At 62.3% G+C, this 23,366-nt stretch carries 25 protein-coding genes; 8 read left to right on the top strand and 17 right to left on the bottom strand.

Annotated elements, in window-relative coordinates:
* Positions 1–35: 35 nt before the first annotated feature.
* Positions 36–881 carry a phosphonate ABC transporter ATP-binding protein gene (phnC, locus tag FHT77_RS06420; RefSeq protein WP_183753509.1) on the bottom strand — a complete coding sequence of 282 codons (846 nt, stop codon included), beginning with the start codon at positions 879–881 and terminating at the stop codon, positions 36–38.
* Positions 882–1,144: 263 nt separating this feature from the next.
* On the opposite strand from phnC, the gene FHT77_RS06425 reads away from it, so the two are divergent.
* Positions 1,145–1,357 (top strand): hypothetical protein, encoded by a 213-nt coding sequence (locus FHT77_RS06425; RefSeq protein WP_016552344.1) that lies wholly within the window; start codon positions 1,145–1,147, stop codon positions 1,355–1,357.
* A 47-nt stretch (positions 1,358–1,404) separates the two neighbouring features.
* Here FHT77_RS06425 and FHT77_RS06430 read toward each other — a convergent pair whose 3' ends face one another.
* The 9 genes from FHT77_RS06430 to phnG form a co-directional block, all read right to left on the bottom strand.
* Positions 1,405–1,926 carry a ribonuclease H gene (locus tag FHT77_RS06430; RefSeq protein ID WP_183753511.1) on the bottom strand — a complete coding sequence of 174 codons (522 nt, stop codon included), beginning with the start codon at positions 1,924–1,926 and terminating at the stop codon, positions 1,405–1,407.
* Between the two features lie 79 nt (positions 1,927–2,005).
* A complete protein-coding gene (locus tag FHT77_RS06435) occupies positions 2,006–2,407 on the bottom strand; it encodes a hypothetical protein (RefSeq protein WP_183753513.1) in 402 nt (133 codons plus the stop codon).
* Between the two features lie 331 nt (positions 2,408–2,738).
* Entirely contained in the window at positions 2,739–3,356 is a 618-nt protein-coding gene (locus tag FHT77_RS06440) for a DapH/DapD/GlmU-related protein (RefSeq protein WP_183753515.1), read from the bottom strand.
* Positions 3,353–4,063, bottom strand: coding sequence for a phosphonate C-P lyase system protein PhnL (gene phnL / locus FHT77_RS06445; RefSeq protein ID WP_183753517.1), 711 nt, complete (start codon positions 4,061–4,063; stop codon positions 3,353–3,355). The genes FHT77_RS06440 and phnL overlap by 4 nt, the downstream gene beginning before the upstream one ends.
* A 64-nt stretch (positions 4,064–4,127) precedes the next feature.
* Positions 4,128–4,904, bottom strand: coding sequence for a phosphonate C-P lyase system protein PhnK (gene phnK, locus FHT77_RS06450; protein ID WP_183753519.1), 777 nt, complete (start codon positions 4,902–4,904; stop codon positions 4,128–4,130).
* Positions 4,901–5,782: an alpha-D-ribose 1-methylphosphonate 5-phosphate C-P-lyase PhnJ gene (locus FHT77_RS06455; RefSeq protein WP_113360938.1), complete on the bottom strand. Its 882-nt coding sequence runs from the start codon at positions 5,780–5,782 to the stop codon at positions 4,901–4,903. Before FHT77_RS06455 ends, phnK begins: the two co-directional genes overlap by 4 nt.
* Positions 5,779–6,888, bottom strand: a complete 1,110-nt coding sequence (locus FHT77_RS06460; RefSeq protein ID WP_183753521.1) for a carbon-phosphorus lyase complex subunit PhnI — start codon at positions 6,886–6,888, stop codon at positions 5,779–5,781. Before FHT77_RS06460 ends, FHT77_RS06455 begins: the two co-directional genes overlap by 4 nt.
* Before the next feature lie 3 nt (positions 6,889–6,891).
* Entirely contained in the window at positions 6,892–7,515 is a 624-nt protein-coding gene (gene phnH / locus FHT77_RS06465) for a phosphonate C-P lyase system protein PhnH (protein ID WP_183753523.1), read from the bottom strand.
* The gene (gene phnG, locus FHT77_RS06470; protein WP_183753525.1) at positions 7,515–7,982 is read right to left on the bottom strand and encodes a phosphonate C-P lyase system protein PhnG; all 468 of its coding nucleotides are present in this window, start codon (positions 7,980–7,982) and stop codon (positions 7,515–7,517) included. The genes phnH and phnG overlap by 1 nt, the downstream gene beginning before the upstream one ends.
* Before the next feature lie 98 nt (positions 7,983–8,080).
* On the opposite strand from phnG, the gene phnF reads away from it, so the two are divergent.
* Positions 8,081–8,812, top strand: coding sequence for a phosphonate metabolism transcriptional regulator PhnF (gene phnF, locus FHT77_RS06475; RefSeq protein WP_183753527.1), 732 nt, complete (start codon positions 8,081–8,083; stop codon positions 8,810–8,812).
* 52 nt (positions 8,813–8,864) lie between these two features.
* Here phnF and FHT77_RS06480 read toward each other — a convergent pair whose 3' ends face one another.
* The gene (locus FHT77_RS06480) at positions 8,865–9,734 is read right to left on the bottom strand and encodes an oxidoreductase (protein WP_183753529.1); all 870 of its coding nucleotides are present in this window, start codon (positions 9,732–9,734) and stop codon (positions 8,865–8,867) included.
* Between the two features lie 87 nt (positions 9,735–9,821).
* Here FHT77_RS06480 and FHT77_RS06485 point away from each other — a divergent pair, with 87 nt between their 5' ends.
* Positions 9,822–10,235, top strand: coding sequence for a helix-turn-helix domain-containing protein (locus FHT77_RS06485; RefSeq protein WP_183753531.1), 414 nt, complete (start codon positions 9,822–9,824; stop codon positions 10,233–10,235).
* A 63-nt stretch (positions 10,236–10,298) separates the two neighbouring features.
* Here FHT77_RS06485 and FHT77_RS06490 read toward each other — a convergent pair whose 3' ends face one another.
* From FHT77_RS06490 to mepA, 6 genes are all read right to left on the bottom strand, one after another.
* Positions 10,299–10,934, bottom strand: a complete 636-nt coding sequence (locus tag FHT77_RS06490) for a 2,3-bisphosphoglycerate-dependent phosphoglycerate mutase (RefSeq protein ID WP_183753533.1) — start codon at positions 10,932–10,934, stop codon at positions 10,299–10,301.
* A gap of 21 nt (positions 10,935–10,955) precedes the next feature.
* Positions 10,956–11,780 (bottom strand): 4-hydroxy-tetrahydrodipicolinate reductase, encoded by an 825-nt coding sequence (dapB, locus tag FHT77_RS06495; RefSeq protein ID WP_183753535.1) that lies wholly within the window; start codon positions 11,778–11,780, stop codon positions 10,956–10,958.
* A gap of 20 nt (positions 11,781–11,800) precedes the next feature.
* A complete protein-coding gene (locus FHT77_RS06500; RefSeq protein ID WP_183753537.1) occupies positions 11,801–13,588 on the bottom strand; it encodes an ABC transporter ATP-binding protein in 1,788 nt (595 codons plus the stop codon).
* 96 nt (positions 13,589–13,684) lie between these two features.
* Entirely contained in the window at positions 13,685–14,707 is a 1,023-nt protein-coding gene (locus tag FHT77_RS06505) for a glucokinase (RefSeq protein ID WP_183753539.1), read from the bottom strand.
* A gap of 35 nt (positions 14,708–14,742) precedes the next feature.
* The gene (locus FHT77_RS06510; RefSeq protein ID WP_183753541.1) at positions 14,743–15,123 is read right to left on the bottom strand and encodes a methylglyoxal synthase; all 381 of its coding nucleotides are present in this window, start codon (positions 15,121–15,123) and stop codon (positions 14,743–14,745) included.
* A 92-nt stretch (positions 15,124–15,215) separates the two neighbouring features.
* Entirely contained in the window at positions 15,216–16,286 is a 1,071-nt protein-coding gene (gene mepA, locus FHT77_RS06515) for a penicillin-insensitive murein endopeptidase (RefSeq protein ID WP_183753543.1), read from the bottom strand.
* Between the two features lie 217 nt (positions 16,287–16,503).
* Between mepA and FHT77_RS06520 the strand changes: the two genes are divergently transcribed.
* The 5 genes from FHT77_RS06520 (at position 16,504) to FHT77_RS06540 (ending at position 23,344) form a co-directional block, all read left to right on the top strand.
* Positions 16,504–18,342 (top strand): extracellular solute-binding protein, encoded by a 1,839-nt coding sequence (locus FHT77_RS06520; RefSeq protein WP_183753545.1) that lies wholly within the window; start codon positions 16,504–16,506, stop codon positions 18,340–18,342.
* Positions 18,343–18,499: 157 nt separating this feature from the next.
* Complete coding sequence (locus FHT77_RS06525; protein ID WP_183753547.1) at positions 18,500–19,594, top strand: microcin C ABC transporter permease YejB; 1,095 nt, start codon at positions 18,500–18,502, stop codon at positions 19,592–19,594.
* On the top strand, positions 19,594–20,742 hold the full coding sequence (locus FHT77_RS06530) for an ABC transporter permease (RefSeq protein ID WP_183753549.1): 1,149 nt from the start codon (positions 19,594–19,596) through the stop codon (positions 20,740–20,742). The genes FHT77_RS06525 and FHT77_RS06530 overlap by 1 nt, the downstream gene beginning before the upstream one ends.
* A complete protein-coding gene (locus FHT77_RS06535; RefSeq protein ID WP_183753551.1) occupies positions 20,739–22,376 on the top strand; it encodes an ABC transporter ATP-binding protein in 1,638 nt (545 codons plus the stop codon). Before FHT77_RS06530 ends, FHT77_RS06535 begins: the two co-directional genes overlap by 4 nt.
* An 8-nt stretch (positions 22,377–22,384) precedes the next feature.
* Positions 22,385–23,344, top strand: coding sequence for a 2-hydroxyacid dehydrogenase (locus FHT77_RS06540; protein WP_183753553.1), 960 nt, complete (start codon positions 22,385–22,387; stop codon positions 23,342–23,344).
* Positions 23,345–23,366 lie beyond the last annotated feature (22 nt).

Consider the following 23,366-nt stretch of genomic DNA (forward strand, 5'->3'; position numbering starts at 1 on the left):
CCCATAACGCAGGCTTACGATCGAGGCCGCCCCTCTCAGAGACCGGCCAGCGCCAGCGGTTGCAAGCCGGCGGATTGTTGGGCGGCAGCGGCCGCGGGAATGTTGATCGAGGTCGAGGTCATCGTCTCGTCGATGCCGGCGCCGTCCTTGTCGGTGCCGTAGATCTGCTTGACGGCTTCCGCCGTCAGTTCGGACGGCTTACCATCGAAGACGACGCGACCGGCCGACATGCCGACGATGCGCTCGCAGTAATTGCGCGCGGTGTCGAGCGTATGCAGGTTGGTGACGACGGTGATGCCTTCACGCTCGTTGATGTCGCGGAGTGCATCCATGACGATCTTGGCGTTCAGCGGATCGAGCGAGGCGATCGGCTCATCGGCGAGCAGCATCTTGGGGTTCTGCATCAGGGCGCGGGCGATGGCGACGCGCTGCTGCTGGCCACCCGACAAGGTGCCGGCCATCTGCAGCGCCGTCTGCTCGATGCCGAGGCGCTCGAGGGCGGCAATGGCGTGAATGCGCTCTTCGCGGCTGAAGACGCCGAGCAGGCTCATCGTCGTCGAGCGATGATTGAGACGGCCGAGCATGACGTTCGTCAGGACGTCGAGGCGCGGCACGAGATTGAATTGCTGGAAGATCATCGCGCAGTCGCGCTGCCAATTGCGCAGTGCATGGCCACGCAGACTCGAGACTTCGACGCCGGCGAAATGGATCGAGCCTGACGTCGGCTCCTGCAGGCGGTTGATCATACGCAGCAGCGTGGACTTGCCCGCGCCCGAGCGGCCGATGATGCCGACCATCTGTCCCTGAGGAATATCGAGCGTCACGGAATCGACGGCAGTCTTGGTTCCGAAACGGCGGGTGACATTCTTCAGTTCGAACATCATGCTCTTCCTCATAGTCCAGATGCGATATGGGGGAGTGCATTAGTCCCGGTTCATGAAGCTCCAATGTCAGTTTTATGTAAGGACTGTCATAATCGAGGCTTTGGTGGATAACGAAACCCGGCCGGCTTGCCTGCAGACAAGGACCTGCTGGTCGGCGTCTCGCCTTGCGATTTCAACCCCCGGCCTGTCGCCGTTGACGGTTGACCGGACCACCAGTCGATGGCAGGCAATCCGGGACCCGACGATAGTGGAGCAAAGCGATGGATCAGACACTCTTCAAAAGCCTGTGCAAAGACGGGAAGTTCAAAGAGGCACTCGCTCTCGCCATCCGTGGACACGAGGACGAGAAGTTCACGCCCAGCCGCTTTTCCATGGACAAGAAGACCGGACTGCCGATCTTCTATCGCGGCAACAAGCGCGTCGAGCCTGACGAAACCGGGGAATGGCAGCTGGCGAAGAACCCGTGGGCGTGAGGGCAGAAGCCAATAGTTGATCGCGGCAAGTTACGCGCCGGCAGCGCCTACCTGCCACGCAACGACAGGCGGCCGCGCTCGGCAAGCTCATCCGCGCGCTCGTTGCCGGCAAGGCCCGAATGGCCCTTGCACCAGGCGATGGTCAGCAGGCGATTGCGAGACAGCTGGCCGTCGATCGCTTTCCAGAGATCCGGATTTGCGATGGTTCGGCTCCGGGCCTTCGCGTTGGCGCTTATCTTCTTCCAGCCGTTGTTCTTCCAGATGTGGCGCCACTGATTGCAGCCTTTGACGGCGTAAGCCGAGTCGGACCATACGACAGCAGCTTCCTCCGTGGCGTTGGCGTTGATCCAGGTCACGGCTTCGAGCAGCGCGATCAGTTCCGTCGTATTGTTGGCGGTATCCTTGATGCCGCCAAAACCGGAGGCGACTTCCGCATCGTCGCGAAAGACCGCGAAGGCCCAGCCGCCCTCCCCCGAAACAGGTTCGTAGCAACCGTCCGCGAAGACGTGGAGTTCGTGCCCGGCGGCGATATCTTCAGGGAGGAGAACAGTGTCGGGGTGGTCGGTCATTTGCGCCTTGTGGACATCCATCCGCGAACGACGGATCGCGGATGCTCGGTCTTATACCGAACCACCAGGAACGCCAGACCTATTCGGCAGCAGCCAGAAAAACCGTATTCTCTGACGAAGAGGCAAGGGCGCGAACCCTGGCTTCCGTCGTGGCGATCAGCCGATAGAACTCGTCTGTCGCTTCGACATCGAGCTGGATGACGGCATTTACGTCGTCCGGGGTATCGCAGACGCAGGCGACCGCCGATATCGGACAGATGCCACCCGGATACCGCTTGCCGGTTCCCGTGTAGGCGCGACGACCCCACTGCTCCGAATAGACCGTTTCCTCACGCTCAAGCTGCAGGATCGTGCCCTTGCAGGCCGTCACGATTGCAGCCTTGCCGTAAGCGAACCAATGATAGTTCAGCTTGCGCAGAATATATTTGCCAGTGATATCTTCGCCGGCCAATTCCGCCGGATCTTCAATCATTCTGATCATGATGACTTCCTCAAGATCAGCCTAATATCCATGAAGTACGTTTATCAGACAAGCCGAAAAAGGTTAGCTTTTGTAAAGACTTAGTCACAATGTATTTCCAATTCTTACAGGAATTGGCATTCGCGCAAGCTCATCCACGGCCAAGACGGGTGGTTATCCTTGCGGCAAACAGGGGTCGCCTCCGGCTCTTCCCTAGCAGAGACAGACGCGACTATTGTGACAACGGGGTGCGCCGATGCTTCGTCGGCTGCAAGTTTTAGCGCCCGGGCGAGCCGCGAATAGCGGCGATCGGCCGGCCGCTTTTTGGGCGGCCAAGCTCCGGGGCCGTTGATCATGCTTCGTAGCGGGCGAGGAAATCTTCGGCGCTCAGCGCGCGAAAATCGGCCAGCGCAACGCGCAGGCGGTCGTGCTCCCAGTCCCACCAGGCGAGCTTGTCCATCCGTTCGCCGACCTCTTTCGGGAAGCGTTCGCGGATCAGCTTGGCGGGGACGCCGCCGACGATGGTGTAGGGCGCGACATCCTTGGAGACGACGGCACCAGCGCCGATGACCGCGCCATTGCCGACCGTGACGCCGGGCAGGATAGTGGCGCCATGGCCAATCCAGACGTCGTGGCCGATGACGACGCGGTTGGAGCGGCGCCACTCGAAGAAGTCGGTCTCCATATCCGCATCCGGCCAATAATCGGCGGCGCGATAGGTGAAGTGGTGCAGCGTTGCGCGCCAAGTCGGGTGGTTGGTGGCATTGATGCGCACCGAAGCGGCGATGTTGACGAACTTGCCAATCGTCGCGCACCAGATGGCGCCGTCCTGCATGACATAGGAATAGTCGCCGAATTCGACTTCCTCGATGCGGCAACGCTCCGAGACCTCCGTGAAGCGGCCGAAGGTGGCGTTCTTCACGGATGCCGTTTCATGAAAATAGGGCTCGAGGCCAATCTTGCGGCTCATGCTGCGATTGCCTTTCGCGGCGAGAACTTCTGGACGTCGAGAATGCGGTCGGCGACAGCCTCGCGCACTTCCTCATCGTGGAAGATGCCGAGAAGCGCGACACCCGCCTTTTTCTTCTCCTCGATCATCCCGACCACGACGGCGCGGTTCCTGGCGTCGAGCGAGGCGGTCGGCTCGTCGAGCAGCAGGACGGTGTGATCGGTGATGAAGCCGCGGGCGATGTTGACGCGCTGCTGCTCGCCGCCGGAAAAGGTGGCCGGTGGAAGCTGCCAGAGCGCTTCCGGCAGGTTCAGCTTTGCGAGAAGGTCTGCGGCCTTCTCGCGCGCCGTTTCCGCCTTCTCGCCACGGGCGACCAGCGGCTCGGCAACCACGTCGATCGCCGCGACACGCGGCACGGTGCGCAGGAACTGGCTGACATAGCCAAGCGTATCGCGGCGCACGGAGATGATGGTGCGCGGATCGGCTGTTGCGAGGTCGACGATCTTGTCGTGATGCTTGATGAGGATCTGGCCGCTATCGACGGCGTAGTTGCCGTAGATCATCTTCAAGAGCGAGCTCTTGCCGATACCCGAGGGCCCGCCGAGGACGACGCACTCCCCGCAGGCAACGGAAAAGGATACATCCGAGACAACAGGCAGCTTGATGCCGTCGCGCAGGTGCATGGTGAAGCTCTTGACGACTTCAGAAACAACGAGTGGCGTTGCCATGATTTCTTTCCTTAATTTCGCTTGCCACGGACACCGGTAGCCGGAGTCTGAACAGCATTTGCGATCAGACCTGCAGGATGGAGGAAACGAGGAGCTGCGTGTACGGCTCGCGCGGGTCGTCGAGCACGCGATCGGTCAGCCCCTGCTCGATGACATGGCCATCTTTCATCACCATCATGCGGTGCGACAGCAGGCGCGCGACGGCGAGGTCGTGGGTGACGATGATCGCGGCAAGGCCGAGATCGTTGACGAGACCGCGCACGAGATCGAGCAGGCGGGCCTGTACCGACACGTCGAGGCCGCCGGTCGGCTCATCCATGAACACCAGACGCGGGCCGGTCACCAGATTGCGGGCGATCTGCAGGCGCTGGCGCATGCCGCCCGAGAAGGCGCGCGGCTGGTCGTCGATACGGCCCTCGTCGATCTCGACGCGCTGCAGCCAGTCAACCGCGGTGGAGCGGATATTGCCGTAGTGGCGGTCGCCGATCGCCATCAGGCGCTCGCCGACATTGGCACCCGCAGACACCGTCATGCGCAGACCATCAGCCGGATTCTGATGCACGAAACCCCAGTCGGTGCGCATCAGGAAGCGGCGCTCGGCCTCACTCATGCGGTAGAGGTCGCGATAGGCGCCGTCGCGCATGTGGTATTCGACGCTGCCTGTCGTCGGCATCAGGCGGGTCGAGATGCAATTGAGCAGTGTCGTCTTGCCGGAGCCGGATTCACCGACGATAGCGAGCACTTCGCCGGGCCAGAGTTCGAAGGCGACGTTCTTGCAGCCGATGCGGTTGCCGTAGAACTTCGAGACGTCATTGACTTTGAGAAGCGGGGTGTCGCTCATTCGGCGGCCTCCTGATTGGGTGCCAACATCTCGCCGGCATGCCCGTGGGCGCGGCGGTCTTCGCAATGGTCGGTGTCGGAGCAGACGAACATGCGCCCGCCCTTGTCGTCGAGGATGACCTCGTCGAGATAGACCTCTTCGGCGCCGCAGAGCGCGCAGGGCTTTCCGAAGCGCTGGATCTCGAAGGGGTAGTCGTCGAAATCGAGGCTGACGACTTCGGTATAGGGCGGAACGGCATAGATGCGCTTCTCGCGCCCTGCCCCGAAGAGCTGCAACGCATCCGACATGTGCATTTTCGGATTGTCGAACTTCGGCGTCGGCGACGGATCCATGACGTAGCGGCCGGCGACCTTGACCGGATAAGCATAGGTCTTGGAGATGCGGCCGTTATGCGCGATGTCCTCGTAGAGCTTCACATGCATGAGGCCGTATTCCTCAAGCGCGTGCATCTTGCGGGTTTCCGTCTCGCGCGGTTCCAGGAAGCGGAGCGGTTCCGGGATCGGCACCTGGTAGACCAGCACCTGGTTGGGCCCAAGCTTTTCTTCCGGGATGCGGTGGCGGGTCTGGATGATCGTCGCATCCTTGGTGTGCGTGGTCACCGCGACATTCGCGACCTTCTGGAAGAAGGCGCGGATCGAGACCGCGTTGGTCGTGTCGTCGGCGCCCTGGTCGATGACCTTGAGGACATCATCCGGCCCGATGATCGAGGCAGTGACCTGCACACCGCCTGTGCCCCAGCCATATGGCATCGGCATTTCGCGGGAGGCGAAGGGCACCTGATAGCCGGGGATGGCGATCGCCTTCAGGATCGCGCGGCGGATCATGCGCTTCGTCTGCTCGTCCAGATAGGCGAAATTGTAGCTGGCCAGATCGGTCATTCCGCAGCCTCCTTCATGGTATCGTCGCCGCCGATGCGGCCGGCTTCGAATTCGTTGCGCATGCGGCGGACCAAATCGAGTTCGGCCTGGAAGTCGACGTAGTGGGGCAACTTCAGGTGTTCGACGAAGCCGGTCGACTGGACGTTGTCGGCATGCGAGATGACGAATTCCTCGTCCTGCGCCGGGGCCGTGATGTCCTCGCCGAGTTCTTCGGCGCGCAGCGCACGGTCGACGAGCGACATGGACATTGCCTTGCGCTCGCTCTGGCCGAACACCAGGCCGTAGCCACGCGTGAACTGCGGCGGCGCCTTGGACGAGCCCTTGAACTGGTTGACCATCTGGCACTCCGTCACCTGGATGGTGCCGAGCGAGACGGCAAAACCAAGTTCGGGAACGTCAAATTCGACCTCGACTTCACCGATGCGGATTTCGCCGGTGAAGGGATGGTTGCGTCCGTAACCGCGCTGTGTGGAATAACCGAGCGCCAGCAGGAAGCCTTCGTCGCCGCGAGCCAGCGCCTGCAGGCGCAGATCGCGGGTCATCGGGAATTCCATCGGCTCGCGGGTCAGGTCGCCGATCTCGTGATCCTCCGGCATTTCGCCATCGCCCTCGATCAGGCCTTCCTGCGCGAGGATTTCCGAAACACGCATGACGCGGCCGGATTCGGCATCGCGGAGCGTCGGCTCCTCGACGGCTTCGTCTGATAGCAGCGACGGGTCGAGGAGGCGATGCGTATAATCGAAGGTCGGACCGAGCAGCTGGCCGCCGGGCAGATCCTTATAGGTGGCGGAGACGCGGCGCTCGATCTTCATTTTCGCTGTGTCGACCGGCTTGCTATAGCCGAAGCGCGGCAGCGTGGTGCGATAGGCGCGAAGCAGAAAGATCGCCTCGATCATATCGCCGCGCGACTGGCGGACGGCGAGAGCGGCAAGCGTACGATCGTAGAGCGAGGCTTCAGCCATGACGCGGTCGACCGCAAGCGCCAACTGCGCGACGATCTGGTCGATACCGATAGCCGGCAACGAACGGTCACCGCGACGGCGATCCGCCAGCAGGCGATGGGCGTTGGCAATGGCGGCTTCGCCCCCTTTGACAGCAACATACATGGGTCACATCTCCGTTGCGGTGATCTTGGTGGTGCGCGGCAGGCAGACGAACCGGCTACCCGACGTCAGCACGATGTCGATGCCGCGCGGGAAGAGGGCGCGGTTCTCCGTCCAGAGGCGCAGGAAGGTGTCGGGCAGGCCGAGCGGCGCGATATCGGTGACCGTCTTGATGCCCGGGCCCATGAGCGCCAGCTTGCGGCCGCCTTCGATATCAGCGAGTTCGATGACCAGTGTCGTCGAACGGTCCGGATATTCCTGTGTGCCGGCGGCGAAGAGGCCGAAGGACGACAGCGGCGTTCCGGCTTCGACGAAAGCGAAGCGCGCTTCGGCCTTCTCCGGCGTGACAGGCGCACCGGTGTGGAAGCCAAGCCATTGCGGCACGGCGGATTTTGCCAGCCCTGATGACAGCCAGACGGGGGTGTCATGGTCGCAGAGCGTCAGCGCAATCGCGCCTGCGGCAACGCCGAGCGGAGCCGGCGGCGTCGCGTCAGGGGCAACCGTCTGGATCGTGCCCGGGCGCGCCATCGCGTCCATCATCAGCTTGAACACGCTCTGGGCATGGAAGACCGGCTCGGCGAAGCCTCCGGCCAACACGTCATTCTTGGGAACTTCCGTCTTGAGGCTCATCAGTCGTCTCCGCGAACCATGGTGAAGAAATCGACGCGGGTTGCTGCCGTCTCATCGGCTTTGCGGCGATCGGCATCGGCCACGCGTGCGGCGACCGGCTGCAGAAGCGCCTGCTCGACGAAGGATTGCGTCGCCTGCTCCTGCCAGAGGGCGTCGAAGATGGCGGAGAGCCGGGCCTTCTCACGATCGGTGCCGAGCGCCTGGGCGTGACCGACGGAGCCCGAGGCAAGGCGCACGGTGGCGCGGGTCACCGTCACCTCACCGAGGTTGAACGGCGCACCGCCGCCGCCCATCCTGCCCCGGACCATGACGAGGCCCGTTTCCGGGCCGCGCACCGGCTGGACCACCGGCTTTTCCGCCAGCTTGTCCCATGCCGCGACCAGCTCCTGCCGCTCCGCACGCGCAAGCAGGTCGACGACGCGCTTGCGCCCACCTGCCCCCGGCTCATTCTTTTCCGCTAAGGTCATCGCCACATCCTTTAAATGTCTATTGATATAGACAACTATACAAGATACGGTTACGCTTAAATCGGCGACATGACAAGCGTGTGACATCAAGGGGCAAAATGGCTGGGCAGGTACAAAGACAGACGGGAGTGGCGCTGTGGCGGCAGATCGCCGACCGCATTCGCCAGGCGATCAGCGCCGGCGCCTATGACGAGACCGGCATGGTGCCGCCGGAGACGGTGCTGGCGCTGCAATTCGGCGTCAACAGACATACAGTCAGAAGCGCGATCGCTGCCCTTGCCCAGGAGGGTATCGTGCGCGCCGTGCAGGGACGCGGCACGCTGATCGAGCGCAAGGAGCGGCTGAATTTCCCGATCACCAAGCGCACCCGGTTTACATCAGGGATCGGCGAACAGGCGCGCGAGATGCGCGCACTGCTGCTTTCCCATTCGGAGGAGAAGGCCGACGCGGACGTGGCGCGCTGGTTGAGATTGCGGCCGGGGGCGCCCGTTATCCGCATGGAAACGGTTCGCAAGGCGGATGGCCGGCCGGTCTCCTGCGCAACCACCTGGTTTCCCGCCGACCGCTTCGCCGGCATGCCAGCCGCATACGAGAAGACGGAATCGATCACCCGCGCCTTCGCCGAGCTCGGGCTGCCGGACTATGTGCGTGCCACGACCGAGATTACCGCCACCCATGCCGACGCCGCCGAGCTGGCCGCGCTAGAGCTGACACCGGGCGCAATCGTATTGATCACGAAGGCGATGAACACCGATCTCTTGGGCATTCCGGTCCAGTATGCGATCAGCCGGTTTGCGGCCGACCGGGTACAGTTCACGATCGAAAATTAAGTTGGGCGACGCCGGAGAGCAGGTCTCTGGCGTCGCCGAAGCAGCCCGGTCGTTATTTCTCGGCTTCCCACGGAAACTTTCCGGCACCACCGCCGGGCTCGAAGTCCGTGGAAACGCCGAGGTCGCGCCAAGCCGCATGCTCGCTGGCCCGTGCCGCGTCGTTCTGCTCGACACCGCGCACTGCGTCACTGCCGAGCAGCAGGCGTAGCGGCGGCTCAACCACACCGGCGACGTGGATAATCGCAGCGGCTGCCTTTGCGGGATCGCCCGGCTGCTTGCCGTTGTAGTCGCGCTGGTAGCGGGCCATCTTGCCGACCGTGTCTTCATATTCCGGGCGTCCTTCGCGGAGGGTGGTGGAGGCGCCTGCGAAATCGGTGCGGAAGCCGCCGGGCTCGATGATCGTCACCTTGATGCCGAGCGGTCCGACTTCCCGGGAGAGCGCCTCCGAGAAACCTTCAACACCCCACTTCGCTGCCGCATAAGGCGCGCGGCCGGCCGGACCGATGCGGCCACCGACCGAGGAAACCTGGATGATGTGGCCGGAGCCCTGCTCTCGCATCAGCGGCAGTGCCGCCTTGGTGACGATGATCGTTCCAAACAGGTTGGTTTCGATCTGGGCGCGGAAATCCGCAAGGGTGGTGTCCTCGATCGATCCAACATCGCCATAACCGGCATTGTTCACGAGCACATCGAGGCGACCGAACTCATCTACAGCTGCCTTCACGGCTGATGCAGCCGATTGCTCGTCGGTCACATCAAGAGGAATTGTCAGGACATTGCCGCCATAGCGCTGCATGATGTCCTGAAGCTGCGAAGGATCGCGCGCGGTCGCGACCAGTTTGTGCCCTGCGGCCAGCACCGCCTCCGCAAGCGCCCTGCCGAGGCCGCGCGAACTGCCTGTAATCAACCAAACCTGTGACATCCGAAATCTCCTTAATCCGTCGCAACAGCATATAGGCAAGTCTGTTTCATCTTGAAAGAAGGCACCCGATAGAGCTATACATACCTAATGGTAACTGATCTGACCGATGGTACATTCGATTTCTGCGAAACGCTGAGCGATGCGCAGGATGCGCTGGCTCGCGAGATGCTGGAACGCGCCAGCGCCAAATGGCCGCTGCGGGTGATGCACATCCTGGCGGAAGCCAAGGGGCCGTTGCGCTTCTCGCGCGTTCTGGAGCGGGTGGAAGGCATCAGCCAGAAGGTTTTGACGCAAACGCTGCGGACACTCGAGAGCGACGGACTGGTGACGCGCACGCTCTACCCGCAGGTGCCGCCACGGGTGGAATATGAACTGACGCCGCTCGGCGGCGAGCTTCTGGTGGAGGTGGTTACGCTCTGGCAGTGGATCGCCAATCGCCTGCCTGATTTCGAGGCGGCGCGGAAAAAGGCGCCTCAGGCGGAAGATACGTCAAAAAGCTAAAAGGCTGGTGCCCGTCTGGCTGGAAAAGCGCCGCGCAGCAAAGGATGCGCGGCGCAATGGATGTTAGTGCGCCCCGGACATGTCGCCGAGCACTTCCTTGGAAGCGACGGTCGAGTCGGCGTTGAGCTTGTAGACCATGGGAACGCCGGTCGCGAGGTTGAGCGCGAGGATCTGTTCCTTGGTCAGACGGTCGAGCACCATCACAAGCGAGCGCAGCGAGTTGCCGTGGGCGGCAACCAGCACCTTTTCGCCGCGCAGGACGCGGGGCAGGATTTCGGTCAGGTAGTACGGCCAGACGCGGGCGCCGGTGTCGCGCAGGCTTTCGCCGCCCGGAGGCGGAACATCGTAGGAGCGGCGCCAGATATGGACCTGCTCTTCACCCCACTTGGCGCGGGCGTCGTCCTTGTTGAGACCGGAGAGATCGCCGTAGTCGCGCTCGTTCAGCGCCTGATCCCTGAAGGTCTTGAGGTCCGGCTGACCGACGTTGTCGAGGATGATCTTCAGCGTGTCCTGGGCGCGCTTCAGATCCGAGGTGAAGGCGACGTCGAACTTGATGCCGTAATCGGCGAGTGCCTTGCCGCCGGTGTTGGCTTCCTGAATGCCGAGTTCGGTCAGGTCAGGGTCCTTCCAGCCGGTGAAAAGGTTCTTGAGGTTCCAGTCGCTCTGGCCGTGGCGAACGAGGACGAGAGTGCCGCTCATGAAAAATGCCTCCGAAAAAGATTACTTTGAAGAAAGCCCGAGCACGTCGAGCATGGAATAGAGACCGGGCTTCTTGTCGCGCGCCCAGAGCGCTGCCTTGACGGCGCCGCGGCCGAAGATCGAGCGGTCGGTGGCGCTGTGCGACATCGTTACGGTTTCGCCCTCGCCGGCGAAGATCACCGAATGCTCGCCGACGACGGAGCCGCCGCGCAGCGTCGCAAAGCCGATGGTGCCCTGCTCGCGCGGGCCGGTGTGACCGTCGCGCACGCGCACCGAATTCGAGGCGAGGTCGATGCCTCTGCCCTTGGCCGCCGCGTCGCCAAGCAGCAGTGCCGTGCCCGAAGGAGCGTCGACCTTGCGCTTGTGATGCATTTCGAGAACTTCGATATCCCAGTCGGCGGGTTCCAGGGCACGAGCCGCCTGTTCGACGAGGACGCTGAGCAGGTTGACGCCGAGGCCCATATTGCCTGATTTCACGACACGGGCGTGACGGGCAGCAGCCGCGATCTTCGCGTCGTCGTCGACCGAGCAGCCGGTCGTGCCGATGACGTGGACAATGCGTGCCTGGGCCGCCAAGGCGGCGAACTCCACCGTGCCGGCGGGCGACGTGAAATCGAGAACGCCTTCGGCATGGAGAAAGGCCGCCAGCGGATCATCGCCGATGATCACGCCATTCGGGCCGAGACCGGCAATTTCGCCAGCGTCCTTGCCGAGGAAGGGCGAGCCGGTGCGCTCGACGGCGGCATGCAGCGCCACGCCGTCAATGGCATGAATGAGACGGATGAGCGTCTGCCCCATGCGCCCTGCTGCGCCAACCACCACCAGTTTCATCGCAGCATCGCTCATGTCAGTCGATCATCCTATTGTCAGCGGGCATCGGAGGCGGCCGGCCTCTGCAGATTGTTGAGTCGAGCGTAGAGACCGTCGCTGCGCCGCGCAAGGCTGTCGTGGTTGCCCTCTTCGATGATGCGGCCCTGCTGCATGACGACGATCTTGTCGGCGCGGACGACCGTCGAAAGACGGTGGGCGATCACGACCACTGTGCGGCCGACCATGGCCTCATCGAGCGCCTTCTGAACGGCCGCCTCGGACTCGGTGTCGAGCGCCGAGGTCGCCTCGTCGAGCAGCAGGATCGGAGCGTTGCGGACGAGAGCGCGGGCAATGGAGAGCCGTTGGCGCTGGCCGCCGGAGAGCGTCACGCCATTCTCGCCGACCGGCGTGTCGTAGCCCTGCGGCTGCGCAAGAATGAACTCATGCGCATAGGCCAGGCGGGCCGCGCGTTCGACTTCCTCGTCGGTCGCCTCCTGGCGGCCATACCGGATGTTGTCGCGAATCGTGCCCTCGAAGAGGTACGGCTGCTGGGAAACATAGGCCAGCTGCTCGCGCAGCGACTGCTTCGTTACGTGCGCGATGTCCTGACCATCGATGAGAATCTGGCCGGCCTTCGGATCATAGAAACGCGGAATGAGGGTGATGATCGTCGACTTGCCGGCGCCGGACGGGCCAACGAGCGCGGTGGTCTTGCCGCCTTCGGCGAAGAAGCTGACATCGCGCAACACTTCATCCTCGCCGTAGGCGAAGGAAACGTTGCGGAATTCGATCTTGGCGTCCGTGACGACGAGCGCCTTCGCATCCGGCACGTCGCGCTGATGCGGGACCGTGTCGAGGAATTCGTAGATCATACGGGCGTTGACGACAGCGCGCTCCATCTGCACCTGCAGGCGCGCGAGGCGGCGGGCAGGATCGTAGGCGAGCAGCAAGGCGGTCACGAAAGAGAAGAAGGCGCCCGGCGGAATGTTGTTATAGATCGTGCCGTAGGCGGCATAGGCAAGGACGCTGGCGACCGCGAGGCCTGCAAAGCTTTCCGTCAGCGGTGCCGTCCGTTCCGACAGGCGGGCGATCCGGTTCGCGCGCCGTTCTGCGCTCTCGACGAGCCTGTCAACCTTGCCTTCCAGCTGACCTTCCATGGTGAAGGCCTTGACGATAGCGATACCCTGGATCGTTTCCTGCATCGCGCCTGCGACATGGTTGTTCACGTGGATCGCGTCTTTTGTCGCGGTACGAAGCCGCTTCGACACATATCGCAATGCGTAAAGAAGAGGCGGCGCCAGAACAAACACCGCGAGGCTCAGCAGCGGATCCTGGATGATCATCACCGCCAGCAGCGAGACGAACGTCAGAAGGTCGCGCACGGTCGAGGTGATCGTCAGGTTCATCACATCGCGAATGCCGCTGATGTTTTGATTGAGCTGCGAAACGACGTGGGCCGAGCGCGTCTGGTTGAAGTAGCCGAGCGACAGCTTCATCAGGTGCGAATAGGCACGCTGCTGATACCGCGCCACGATGTTGTTGCCGATCCTGGAGAGGATCACGGCCTGGCCGTAGCTCGCAAAACCGCGCGCGACGAAGGCAACGAAAATCGTAAAACAGATCGCCCAGACGATATCGGCACGGCGGTTCTGGAACGCCTCGTTGATCACCGACTTCATGATCCAGGCGGTATACGCCGTCGACAGGGCGACGATGACGAGGCAGGTGATCGCAACAACATAGCCCCACAGATGATCACGGCCGTTTTCCGCGAGGATGCGCTTCAAGATGCCGGTGATGCTGTCGCTGTTAACAGGCGCCTGCTGGGTGTCGGGTGATTGCAAAAATCAGTCTTCCTGTGTGTCAGGACACGCGAGCCCTCATGACTGCGTGCGCTCGCGCGGCTCTATAAAGAGTTGACGGCCTTTTGACCAGAGCCGTTAGGCCCGCCAGCGGCGCCCATCCGTCGAAACCCCGAAGCTCTCCGGCTTGCGGGCATAGGACGAAAGCCCGGCAAGAGCCGCAAGCGGGTGGGTGACGACATAGGTCGGGATCGTCGCCAACAGCTCAGAATGCGGTGCCTTGTCCTCGAACGCGGCGCGGAATTCCGGCTTTTTCAATGCGAACAGGATTTTCTGCGGAATGCCGCCCGACAGGAAGACGCCACCGCGGGCCATGAAAATCATTGCCATGTCGCCGGCGACGCGACCAAGGTAAGTCGAGAACAGGCTGATCGTCTCGACGGCGACCGTGTCGGAACCGGCCAGCGCATGCGCGGTGATATCAGCCGGATCGGAATAGATGGGGTCAATGCCATCCGCCGTGCAGATCGCCCGATAGAGATTGACGATGCCGCGGCCGCAGAGGATCTGCTCGGCCGATACTCGGCCTTCGATCGTTTCCACATAGGGGAAGATCTGCAGGTCGCGTGCGGTGCGCGGCCCGAGATCGACGTGGCCACCCTCGCCTGGCACGGGGATCCACGCGCCACGTGCATGCACGAGCCCGCCAACACCGAGACCGGTGCCGGGGCCGAGGACGAGACGCGAGGCGATCATCTCGCCGGACGCGTCGCCCAGCTGCTCACGATGTTCGTCAGAGAGATCCGAGATTGCGAGTGCCTGTGCCTCGAAGTCGTTGACGACGAGAACGTCCTCGATGCCGAGACCGTCGATCATCGTTCGCGGGCGCACGACCCAGTCGCAGTTCGTCAACGGAATCTCGTCAGCGCTGATCGGGCCGGCGACGGCGAGGATTGCAGAACGCGGCCGCAGGCTGCTCTTTTCCAGAATGCAGCTGCGGATCGCATCATCGATCGTCTCAAAATCGGCGGTGCGGACATTGGGAAAATGGATCTGCTCTGCCTCGGCATCCGGAATAATGGAAAAACGGGCATTCGTGCCGCCGATATCGCCGATCAGGATCGGAAAGGGCATGACGGTGTCGCTGGTGTCGAGTTGCATGGCAGGTTCCCTGCGAGGGCGCAATCAAGCGCAAGTTACGCGTGAAGGTTGGCTATAAGCTTGTCGGCGGTCGCTTCGTTCAGCGCCATCGGGATATCGTAGACGATCGCAAGCCGCATCAAAGCCTTGACGTCGACATCATGCGGCATCGGCGTCAGCGGATCGACAAAAAAGATCAGAGCATCGACTTCGCCGGTCGCAATCAGGGCGCCGATCTGCTGGTCGCCGCCGAGCGGGCCGCTTTTCAGGCGGGTTACATCGAGATCGGGAACGGCCTCCAGCACCCGGCCGCCCGTTGTGCCGGTAGCAACGATCTTCCAGTTCGCGAATGTCTCGCGGTTACGGCGGGCAAACTCCGCCATGTCGTCCTTCTTCTGGTCATGCGCAATCAATGCAAGGCACTTGCCGCCGGCCATGAAAAGGACCTCCGCCTGAAAATTCAATCGATTTGGCTGCTTCTATACGAAGCGCCCGTCTTTTGAAAGACCGCTGCAGTGCTGGCAATGCGTCACTCGCCGGACGGCTTGTCGTCCGGTACCGGGCCGATGTCGGGCAGCGCCTCATCGGAGGCCGCGGCAGGCATCACCGCCATAGGCGCAACCGCGGGCGCACCGGGAGCACCGCCGAACGTCGCGGCCTGGATGGAGTCGACGGACGGCGCGGCGAGAACCGCGGCGCAGGCGTTCGGAAGATCGGACACCATCACTTCGCGCGGCTTGACCGGCTTCGTGCCGGGCTTCGGTGGCTTCGGCGGCGCCCACGGTTCCTTGGTGAACCACCACGCCAGCGGTTTGCCGCATCCATCGTCAGCCGGCACCGGCGCTTGCGGCTTGCAGGCGGTTGAGCCCGGTGGGCACTTGATGCGGATGTGGAAGTGCGAATCGTGGCCGTAGATCGGGCGCAGCTTGCCAAGATTGGTGCGGTCTCCCGTCCAGGTATCGCACATCTTCTTCTTGATGGCTGGATTGACGAAAATCCGCTCCACCTGCGGATAGCTCGCCGCACGCATCAACAGCCTGGCGCGCGATTCGGTCCAGACGTTGGGGTTGATTGTCAGGAACGCGTTCTTCTGTAGCATCGTCGTGAAGGGCAGCGTTTCACGTTCTTCGATGCTGAGTGGGTGAGCGGGCATCGGCGTCAGCCAGATGTCGGCATCAAGTCCGATCTGGTGTGACGCATGACCGTTGAACATCGGTCCACCGCGCGGCTGCGAGATGTCGCCGACGAGCAGACCAGGCCATCCGTCATACTTTGCCGCATCGCGAGACAGCCGCTCCAAGAGCGAGATCATGGCGGGATTGCCCCAGCGGCGATTGCGCGAAAGCCGCATGGTTTGCCACGTGGGTCCATCGACCGGCAACGCGACGGCGCCGGACATGCAGCCTTTGGCATAGAAGCCATAAGGCTGAGCTGTTCCCTGGTTCGGCAGGGAAACGGAGCCGAAAATCGCCTTGGCGCTGCCGGGACTCGGTTGCTTCTGCTCGGCACCGACTTCGCCGGCAACAAGGCTTGTGCCAAGCAGGCCGGCGAACGCCAATTTCAAAAATGTCTGGAAAGTCCTGGTGGTATGGAAAGCCATGCCATGTCCTGAGCGTCTGCGGCGCAAGGCCGAGTGATTTGCAATCGAATCTACCGTGAAAAGCAATTTTGGTGAATCGATGTTTTGCACAGCAGGGAATGAGCCAGGCTTGCCCGAGCAACAAATGGTCACGATCTCGCGAGCCAGACAAAAACTCCCACATCACCTGTTTTTCGCCTATTGTCGGCGAAAGCAGAAAAACAATCGGGGTTGGCGAATGGCGCTTACGTGGTCGAAACTTGCTGTGGTCTTTTCTCTTCTCGGCACAATGGCGTTGCCCGTGCAGGCCGTTGCCCAAGAGCCAAATTTCCGCATCGGCAGTTCCGTCATCAGCGAGCTGAAATACAAGCCGGGCTTCAAACATTTCGACTACGTCAATCCGGATGCGCCGAAGGGCGGTAATCTCAGGTTATCGGCTTCAGGCACCTACGACACTTTCAATCCGCTGCTTTCGAAGGGCCAAACGGCGGTCGGCCTGACGCTGCCGTTCGAAACATTGATGAAATCGGCCGACGACGAACTGCTCGCCTCCTACGGGCTGCTTGCGGAAGGGCTTTCCTATCCCGATGACGTCTCGAGCGCGACGTTCCGGCTGCGGGCGGAGGCGAAGTGGGCGGATGGCAAGCCTGTCACGCCCGAGGACGTGATCTTCAGCTTCGACAAGGTCAAGGAGCTGAACCCGCTCGCCTCCAACTACTACAAGCACGTGGTCAAGGCCGAGAAATCGGGCGAGCGCGACGTAACCTTCACCTTCGACGAGAAGAACAACAAGGAGCTTCCCAATATCCTGGGTCAGCTCGTGGTGGTGCCGAAGCATTGGTGGGAAGGCACGGGGGCCGACGGCAAGCCGCGCGATATCGCCAAGACGACGCTGGAACCGGTCATGGGCTCCGGGCCCTACAAGATCGCCGCATTCTCGGCAGGGGCCACGATCCGTTACGAGCTGCGCGACGATTATTGGGGCAAGGACCTCAACGTGAATGTCGGGCAGAACAATTTCGGCTCGATTACCTACACCTACTATGCCGACCGTGACGTTGAGTTCGAAGCCTTCCGCGCCGGCAACAGCGATTACTGGCAGGAGACGCTCGCCGCGCGCTGGGCGACCGGCTATGACTTCCCCGCCGTCAAGGAAGGCCGCGTGAAGAAAGAGGACGTGCCGAATGTGCTGCGCGCCACCGGCATCATGCAGGCAATGGTGCTGAACACCCGCCGTGACACTTTCAAGGACGAGAAGGTCCGCGAGGCGCTGAATTACGGCTTCGACTTCGAGGAACTGAACCGCACTGTCGCCTTCAACAGCTACAAGCGCATCGACAGCTATTTCTGGAATACCGAGCTTGCCTCCTCCGGCCTGCCTCAGGGTCGCGAACTCGAAATCCTCAACGGTCTCAAGGACAAGGTCTCGCCTTCGATCTTCACCACCGCCTACTCAAACCCCGTCGGCGGCGACCCGCAGAAGAGCCGCGACAACCTGCGCACGGCGATCAAGCTGCTGAAGGAAGCCGGCTGGGAGATCAAGGGCAACCGCATGGTCAACACGCAGACCGGCAAGCCGATGAGCTTCGAGATCCTGCTGTCGAGCCCGATCTTCGAGCGCTGGGCCGTGCCCTATGCCAACAACCTCAAAAAGATCGGTATCGATGTGCGGGTACGCACCGTCGACGCCTCCCAATATACCAATCGCGTGCGCAGCTTCGACTACGACATGATCTGGAACGTGTGGGCCGAGACGATGAACCCCGGCAACGAACAGGCGGACTACTGGGGTTCGGGCTCCTCCAACCAGCAGGGCTCGCGCAACTATGCCGGCATTTCAGACCCAGCAATCGACGCGCTGATCCGCATGGTGATCTTCGCGCCTGATCGAGACGAGCAGGTGGCGGCGATCAAGGCGCTCGACCGCGTGCTGTTGGCGGGCCACTACGTAGTACCGCTGTTCTACCGCGATACGCAGTCGATCACCTACTGGAACACGATCACCCGCCCGGCCGAATATCCGACCTACTCGACCGGTTTCCCTGATGTCTGGTGGTCGTCTTCCGCCAAGAAATGAGCGGACTTGCATTGGCCTGACGGCTGGGCTCCAAATGGGCCAACCGAATCACTTCGGACGATGATCAGTGCCGGGACTGACCGGCAAAGGAAGGTTGACGATTGAGCGGCGTTAGACTGGACAGCCTACGACAGAACTCCCCGGAGGCCGCTCGCTGATGGGAGCCTATATCCTTCGCCGCCTACTTCTGATGATCCCGACCATTATCGGCATCATGGCTATCTCATTCACCGTCATCCAGTTCGCGCCGGGCGGTCCGGTCGAGCAGGTAATCGCGCAGCTGACCGGCGATGCGCAAGGCGCCGACTCGCGGCTTTCAGGCGGTGGCGGCGATCTTCTCGGCGGCGGTGGCCTCGACGAAGGCGGCTCGAAGTACCGCGGCGCGCAGGGGCTTGATCCTGAACTGATCAAGAAGCTCGAAAAGCAGTTCGGCTTCGACAAGCCGCCGCTGACGCGCTTCGGCGAGATGATGTGGAACTACATCCGCTTCGACTTCGGCGAGAGCTTCTTCCGCAACACCACGGTTCTCGAACTGATCAAGGAAAAACTGCCGGTTTCCGCCTCGCTCGGCATCTGGATCATGATCTTTTCCTACGGTATCTCGATCCCGCTCGGCATCCGCAAGGCGGTCAAGGACGGCTCGACCTTCGACGTCTGGACCTCGGGTATCATCATCATTGGCTACGCCGTCCCGAGCTTCCTGTTCGGTATCCTGCTGATCGTGCTCTTTGCCGGCGGATCCTTCTATGACTGGTTCCCGCTGCGTGGCCTCGTCTCCGACAATTTCGACCAGCTCGCCTGGTGGCAGAAACCGCTCGACTACTTCTGGCACCTGACGCTGCCGCTGATCTCGCTGTCGCTGGCCGCCTTTGCAACGACGACGCTTCTCACCAAGAACTCTTTCATCGAGGAGATCAAGAAGCAGTACGTAGTGACAGCGCGGGCGAAGGGGCTGAACGAACGGCAGGTGCTCTACGGCCACGTGTTCCGCAACGCCATGCTGATCATCATCGCCGGTTTCCCCGGCGCCTTCATCTCCGCCTTCTTCACCGGATCGCTGCTGATCGAGAACATCTTCTCGCTCGATGGGCTGGGCCGGCTCGGCTATCTCTCGGTCGTCAACCGCGACTACCCGATCGTCTTCGCGACACTCTACATCTTCTCGCTGCTCGGCCTGTTCGTCAGCCTGATCTCCGACCTGATCTACACATGGATCGATCCGCGCATCGACTTCGAGCGGAGGGACGTCTGATGGACACCGCCGCCAATCCGACGACCGCAACGCCGGTCAAGCCGCCGCGCAAGGGGCTGCTGTCGCCGACCAACATCAGGCGCTGGACGAACTTCAAGGCCAACCGACGCGGCTACTGGTCGCTCTGGCTGTTCCTTATCCTCTTCGTGCTCACCCTGTTTGCCGAATTCATCGCCAATGACCGGCCGATCGTCGCCTCCTACAAGGGCGAGATCCTGTTTCCCGTGCTGGTCAATTATCCGGAAGAGAAGTTCGGCGGCTTCCTGGCCGAAACCGACTACCGCTCCGACGTGATCGCGGACGAAATCAAGGCCAACGGCTGGATGATCTGGCCGCCGATCCACTACTCCTATCGCTCCGTCAACTCGAACATTCCGCATTCGGCGCCGACAGCACCTTTCTGGATGATGAGCAAGGAAGAGCGCTGCTCGGGATACCCGCAGGGTGCTTCCGATCCCGGCTGCAACTTCGGCAATCTCAACTGGCTCGGCACGGACGATCAGGCGCGCGACGTGCTTGCCCGCGTCATCTACGGCTTCCGCATCTCCGTTCTCTTCGGCCTGGTGCTGACGATCTGCTCTGCCGTCATCGGCGTCACCGCCGGCGCGATCCAGGGCTATTTCGGCGGCTGGACCGACCTGTTGCTGCAGCGCTTCATCGAGATCTGGTCGTCGATGCCGGTGCTCTACATTCTCCTGATCATCGCGGCTATCCTGCCGCCCGGCTTCTTCGTGCTGCTCGGGATCATGCTGCTCTTCTCATGGGTCGGCTTCGTCGGCGTCGTGCGCGCCGAGTTCCTGCGGGCCCGCAATTTCGAGTATGTCAGGGCGGCGCGAGCGCTGGGCGTCGGCAACCGCACCATCATGTGGCGCCACCTTTTGCCGAACGCCATGGTCGCGACGTTGACCTTCCTGCCGTTCATCCTGTCGGGCTCGATCACGACGCTGACCTCGCTCGACTTCCTCGGCTTCGGCATGCCGCCAGGCTCGCCCTCGCTCGGCGAGATGATCGCGCAGGGCAAGGCCAACCTGCAGGCGCCGTGGCTCGGGCTGACCGCGTTCTTCACCATGTCGATCATGTTGTCGCTGTTGATCTTCATCGGCGAGGCGGTTCGTGATGCATTCGATCCCAGGAAGACGTTTCAATGAGTGACGCTGCCGAAACACTGCTGTCCGTTCGCGATCTCTCCGTGGCATTCCACCAGGGAGGCGAAACATCGCTGGCTGTCGATCACGTCTCCTTCGACATCCGCAAGGGCGAGGTCGTGGCGCTGGTCGGCGAGTCCGGCTCCGGCAAATCGGTCTCCGCCAACTCGATCCTGCGGCTGCTCCCCTACCCTGCGGCCAGCCATCCCTCCGGCGAAATCCTGTTCAAGGGCAAGGATCTCCTGAAGGCATCCGACAAGGCGTTGCGCGAGGTGCGCGGCAACGACATCACGATGATCTTCCAGGAGCCGATGACCTCACTCAACCCGCTGCACTCGATCGAGAAGCAGATCGCCGAAATTCTGGAACTGCACCAGGGCGTGACGGGTCAGGCGGCACGGACCAAGGTTCTTGAACTGCTGAACCAGGTCGGCATCCGTGAGCCGGAAAAGCGGCTGAAAGCCTACCCGCATGAGCTTTCCGGCGGCCAGCGGCAACGCGTGATGATCGCCATGGCGCTCGCCAACCGGCCGGAGCTCTTGATCGCCGACGAGCCGACGACCGCGCTCGACGTCACCGTGCAGGCGCAGATCCTCGAACTGCTACGGCAGCTGAAGGGCCAGCATGGCATGTCCATGCTCTTCATCACCCACGACCTCGGCATCGTCCGCAAGTTCGCCGACCGGGTCTGCGTGATGACCAAGGGCAAGATCGTCGAGACCGGCACGGTGGAAGAGGTCTTCCACAACCCGAAGCACGACTATACCCGGCATCTGCTGGCCTCCGAGCCGCGCGGCGAGCCACCGCTTGCGGACGCCTCGAAACCCATCGTGATGCAGGGATCCGACATTCGCGTCTGGTTCCCGATCAAGGCCGGGCTCATGCGCAAGGTCGTGGATCATGTGAAGGCCGTCGACGGCATCGACCTGCAGCTGCGCGCCGGGCAGACGCTCGGTGTCGTCGGTGAATCCGGTTCCGGCAAGACAACGCTTGGCCTTGCGCTAACACGACTGATCTCCTCGCAGGGCCGGATAAGCTTCGTCGGCAAGGATATAGCCAGCTATTCATTTACGGAGATGCGGCCGCTGCGCAACCAGTTGCAGGTCGTGTTCCAAGATCCCTACGGCTCGCTCAGCCCGCGCATGTCGGTCGGCGACATCATCGCCGAAGGGCTCAAAGTGCATGAGCGCTCGCTTTCCTACGAAGAGCGCGACCAGCGGGTCTGCTGGGCGCTGGAGGAGGTCGGGCTCGATCCGCTGACCCGCTGGCGCTATCCGCACGAATTCTCCGGCGGGCAGCGCCAGCGCATCGCCATTGCCCGCGCCATGGTCTTGAAACCACGCTTCGTGATGCTCGACGAGCCAACCTCGGCGCTCGACATGAGCGTCCAGGCGCAGGTGGTGGATCTCCTGCGGGACCTGCAGCAGAAGCACGATCTCGCCTACCTCTTCATCAGCCACGACCTGAAGGTGGTGAAGGCGCTGGCAAACGACGTCATCGTCATGCGCTTCGGCAAGGTCGTCGAACAGGGATCGTCCGCCGATATCTTCGGTGCGCCCAAGGATGACTATACCAAGGCGCTGATGGCTGCCGCCTTCAACATCGAGGCGGTCCCGACGCCCGCCGTCCAACAGTAAAGACGATCATGTCCGCAAAATCGCCTATTCTCGTCGATCTGAAGTTCGACCCCACGACCGTTGCCCGCATCTTGAAAACGGCCTTTGCGGATCGCGGCAGCATCAATCTCGCGGATCCCCTGAACAAGGATCGCGATCTGACCGGCATCGACTATGCTTTGCTCTGGAAGCCGGACCCGGATCTCTTCACCCGCGCACCTGATCTGAAGGTCATCTTCTCCGGTGGCGCCGGCGTCGACAGCTTCATGAACCTGCCGGGCCTGCCCGACGTCCCGATCGTTCGCTTCTCCGACCGCAGCCTGACGACGCGAATGAGCGAATGGGTGGTGATGCAGTGCCTCATGCACCTCCGCCAGCAGCATCAGCACGACCGGGATCAGCGGGAGCGCATCTGGGGCAAGCTGGTTCCGCCCGAGGCCGCCGAAATCACCGTCGGCATCATGGGACTTGGCGTGCTCGGGCAGGATGCAGCGCACAAGCTGAAGGTCATGGGCTTCAACGTCATCGGCTGGTCGCGCAGCCGCAAGGAGATCGATGGCGTCGAGACGTTCGATGCCGGGCAGCTCGATAACTTCCTCTCTAGGACGGATTTTCTCGTCGGTCTGCTGCCGCTGACACCGGAGACGTCCGGCTTCTACAATGCGGCGCTGTTTTCAAAGCTGCGGCAGGGCGGTGCGCTCGGCAAGCCTGTGTTTATCAATGCGGGCCGCGGCAAAAGCCAGGTACAATCGGACATCGTCGCCGCGATAGAGGGCGGCGTGCTCGGCGGCGCTTCGATCGATGTCTTCGCGGTCGAGCCGCTTGCCTCCGACGATCCGCTCTGGGGGCTGGAAAACGTGTTCATCACGCCGCACGATGCGGCAGTTTCCGATGAGACAGCGCTCTTCCGCCACGTCGAGCGCCAGATCGCCCGCTACGAGGGCGGCGAGCCGCTGCAATTCGTCGTCGATCGGCAGATGGGTTACTAAGCGCCGGAACCATGCTGCTTTC

This window comes from Rhizobium sp. BK181 (assembly GCF_014193305.1).
In the GTDB taxonomy this organism is placed as follows: Bacteria; Pseudomonadota; Alphaproteobacteria; order Rhizobiales; family Rhizobiaceae; genus Rhizobium.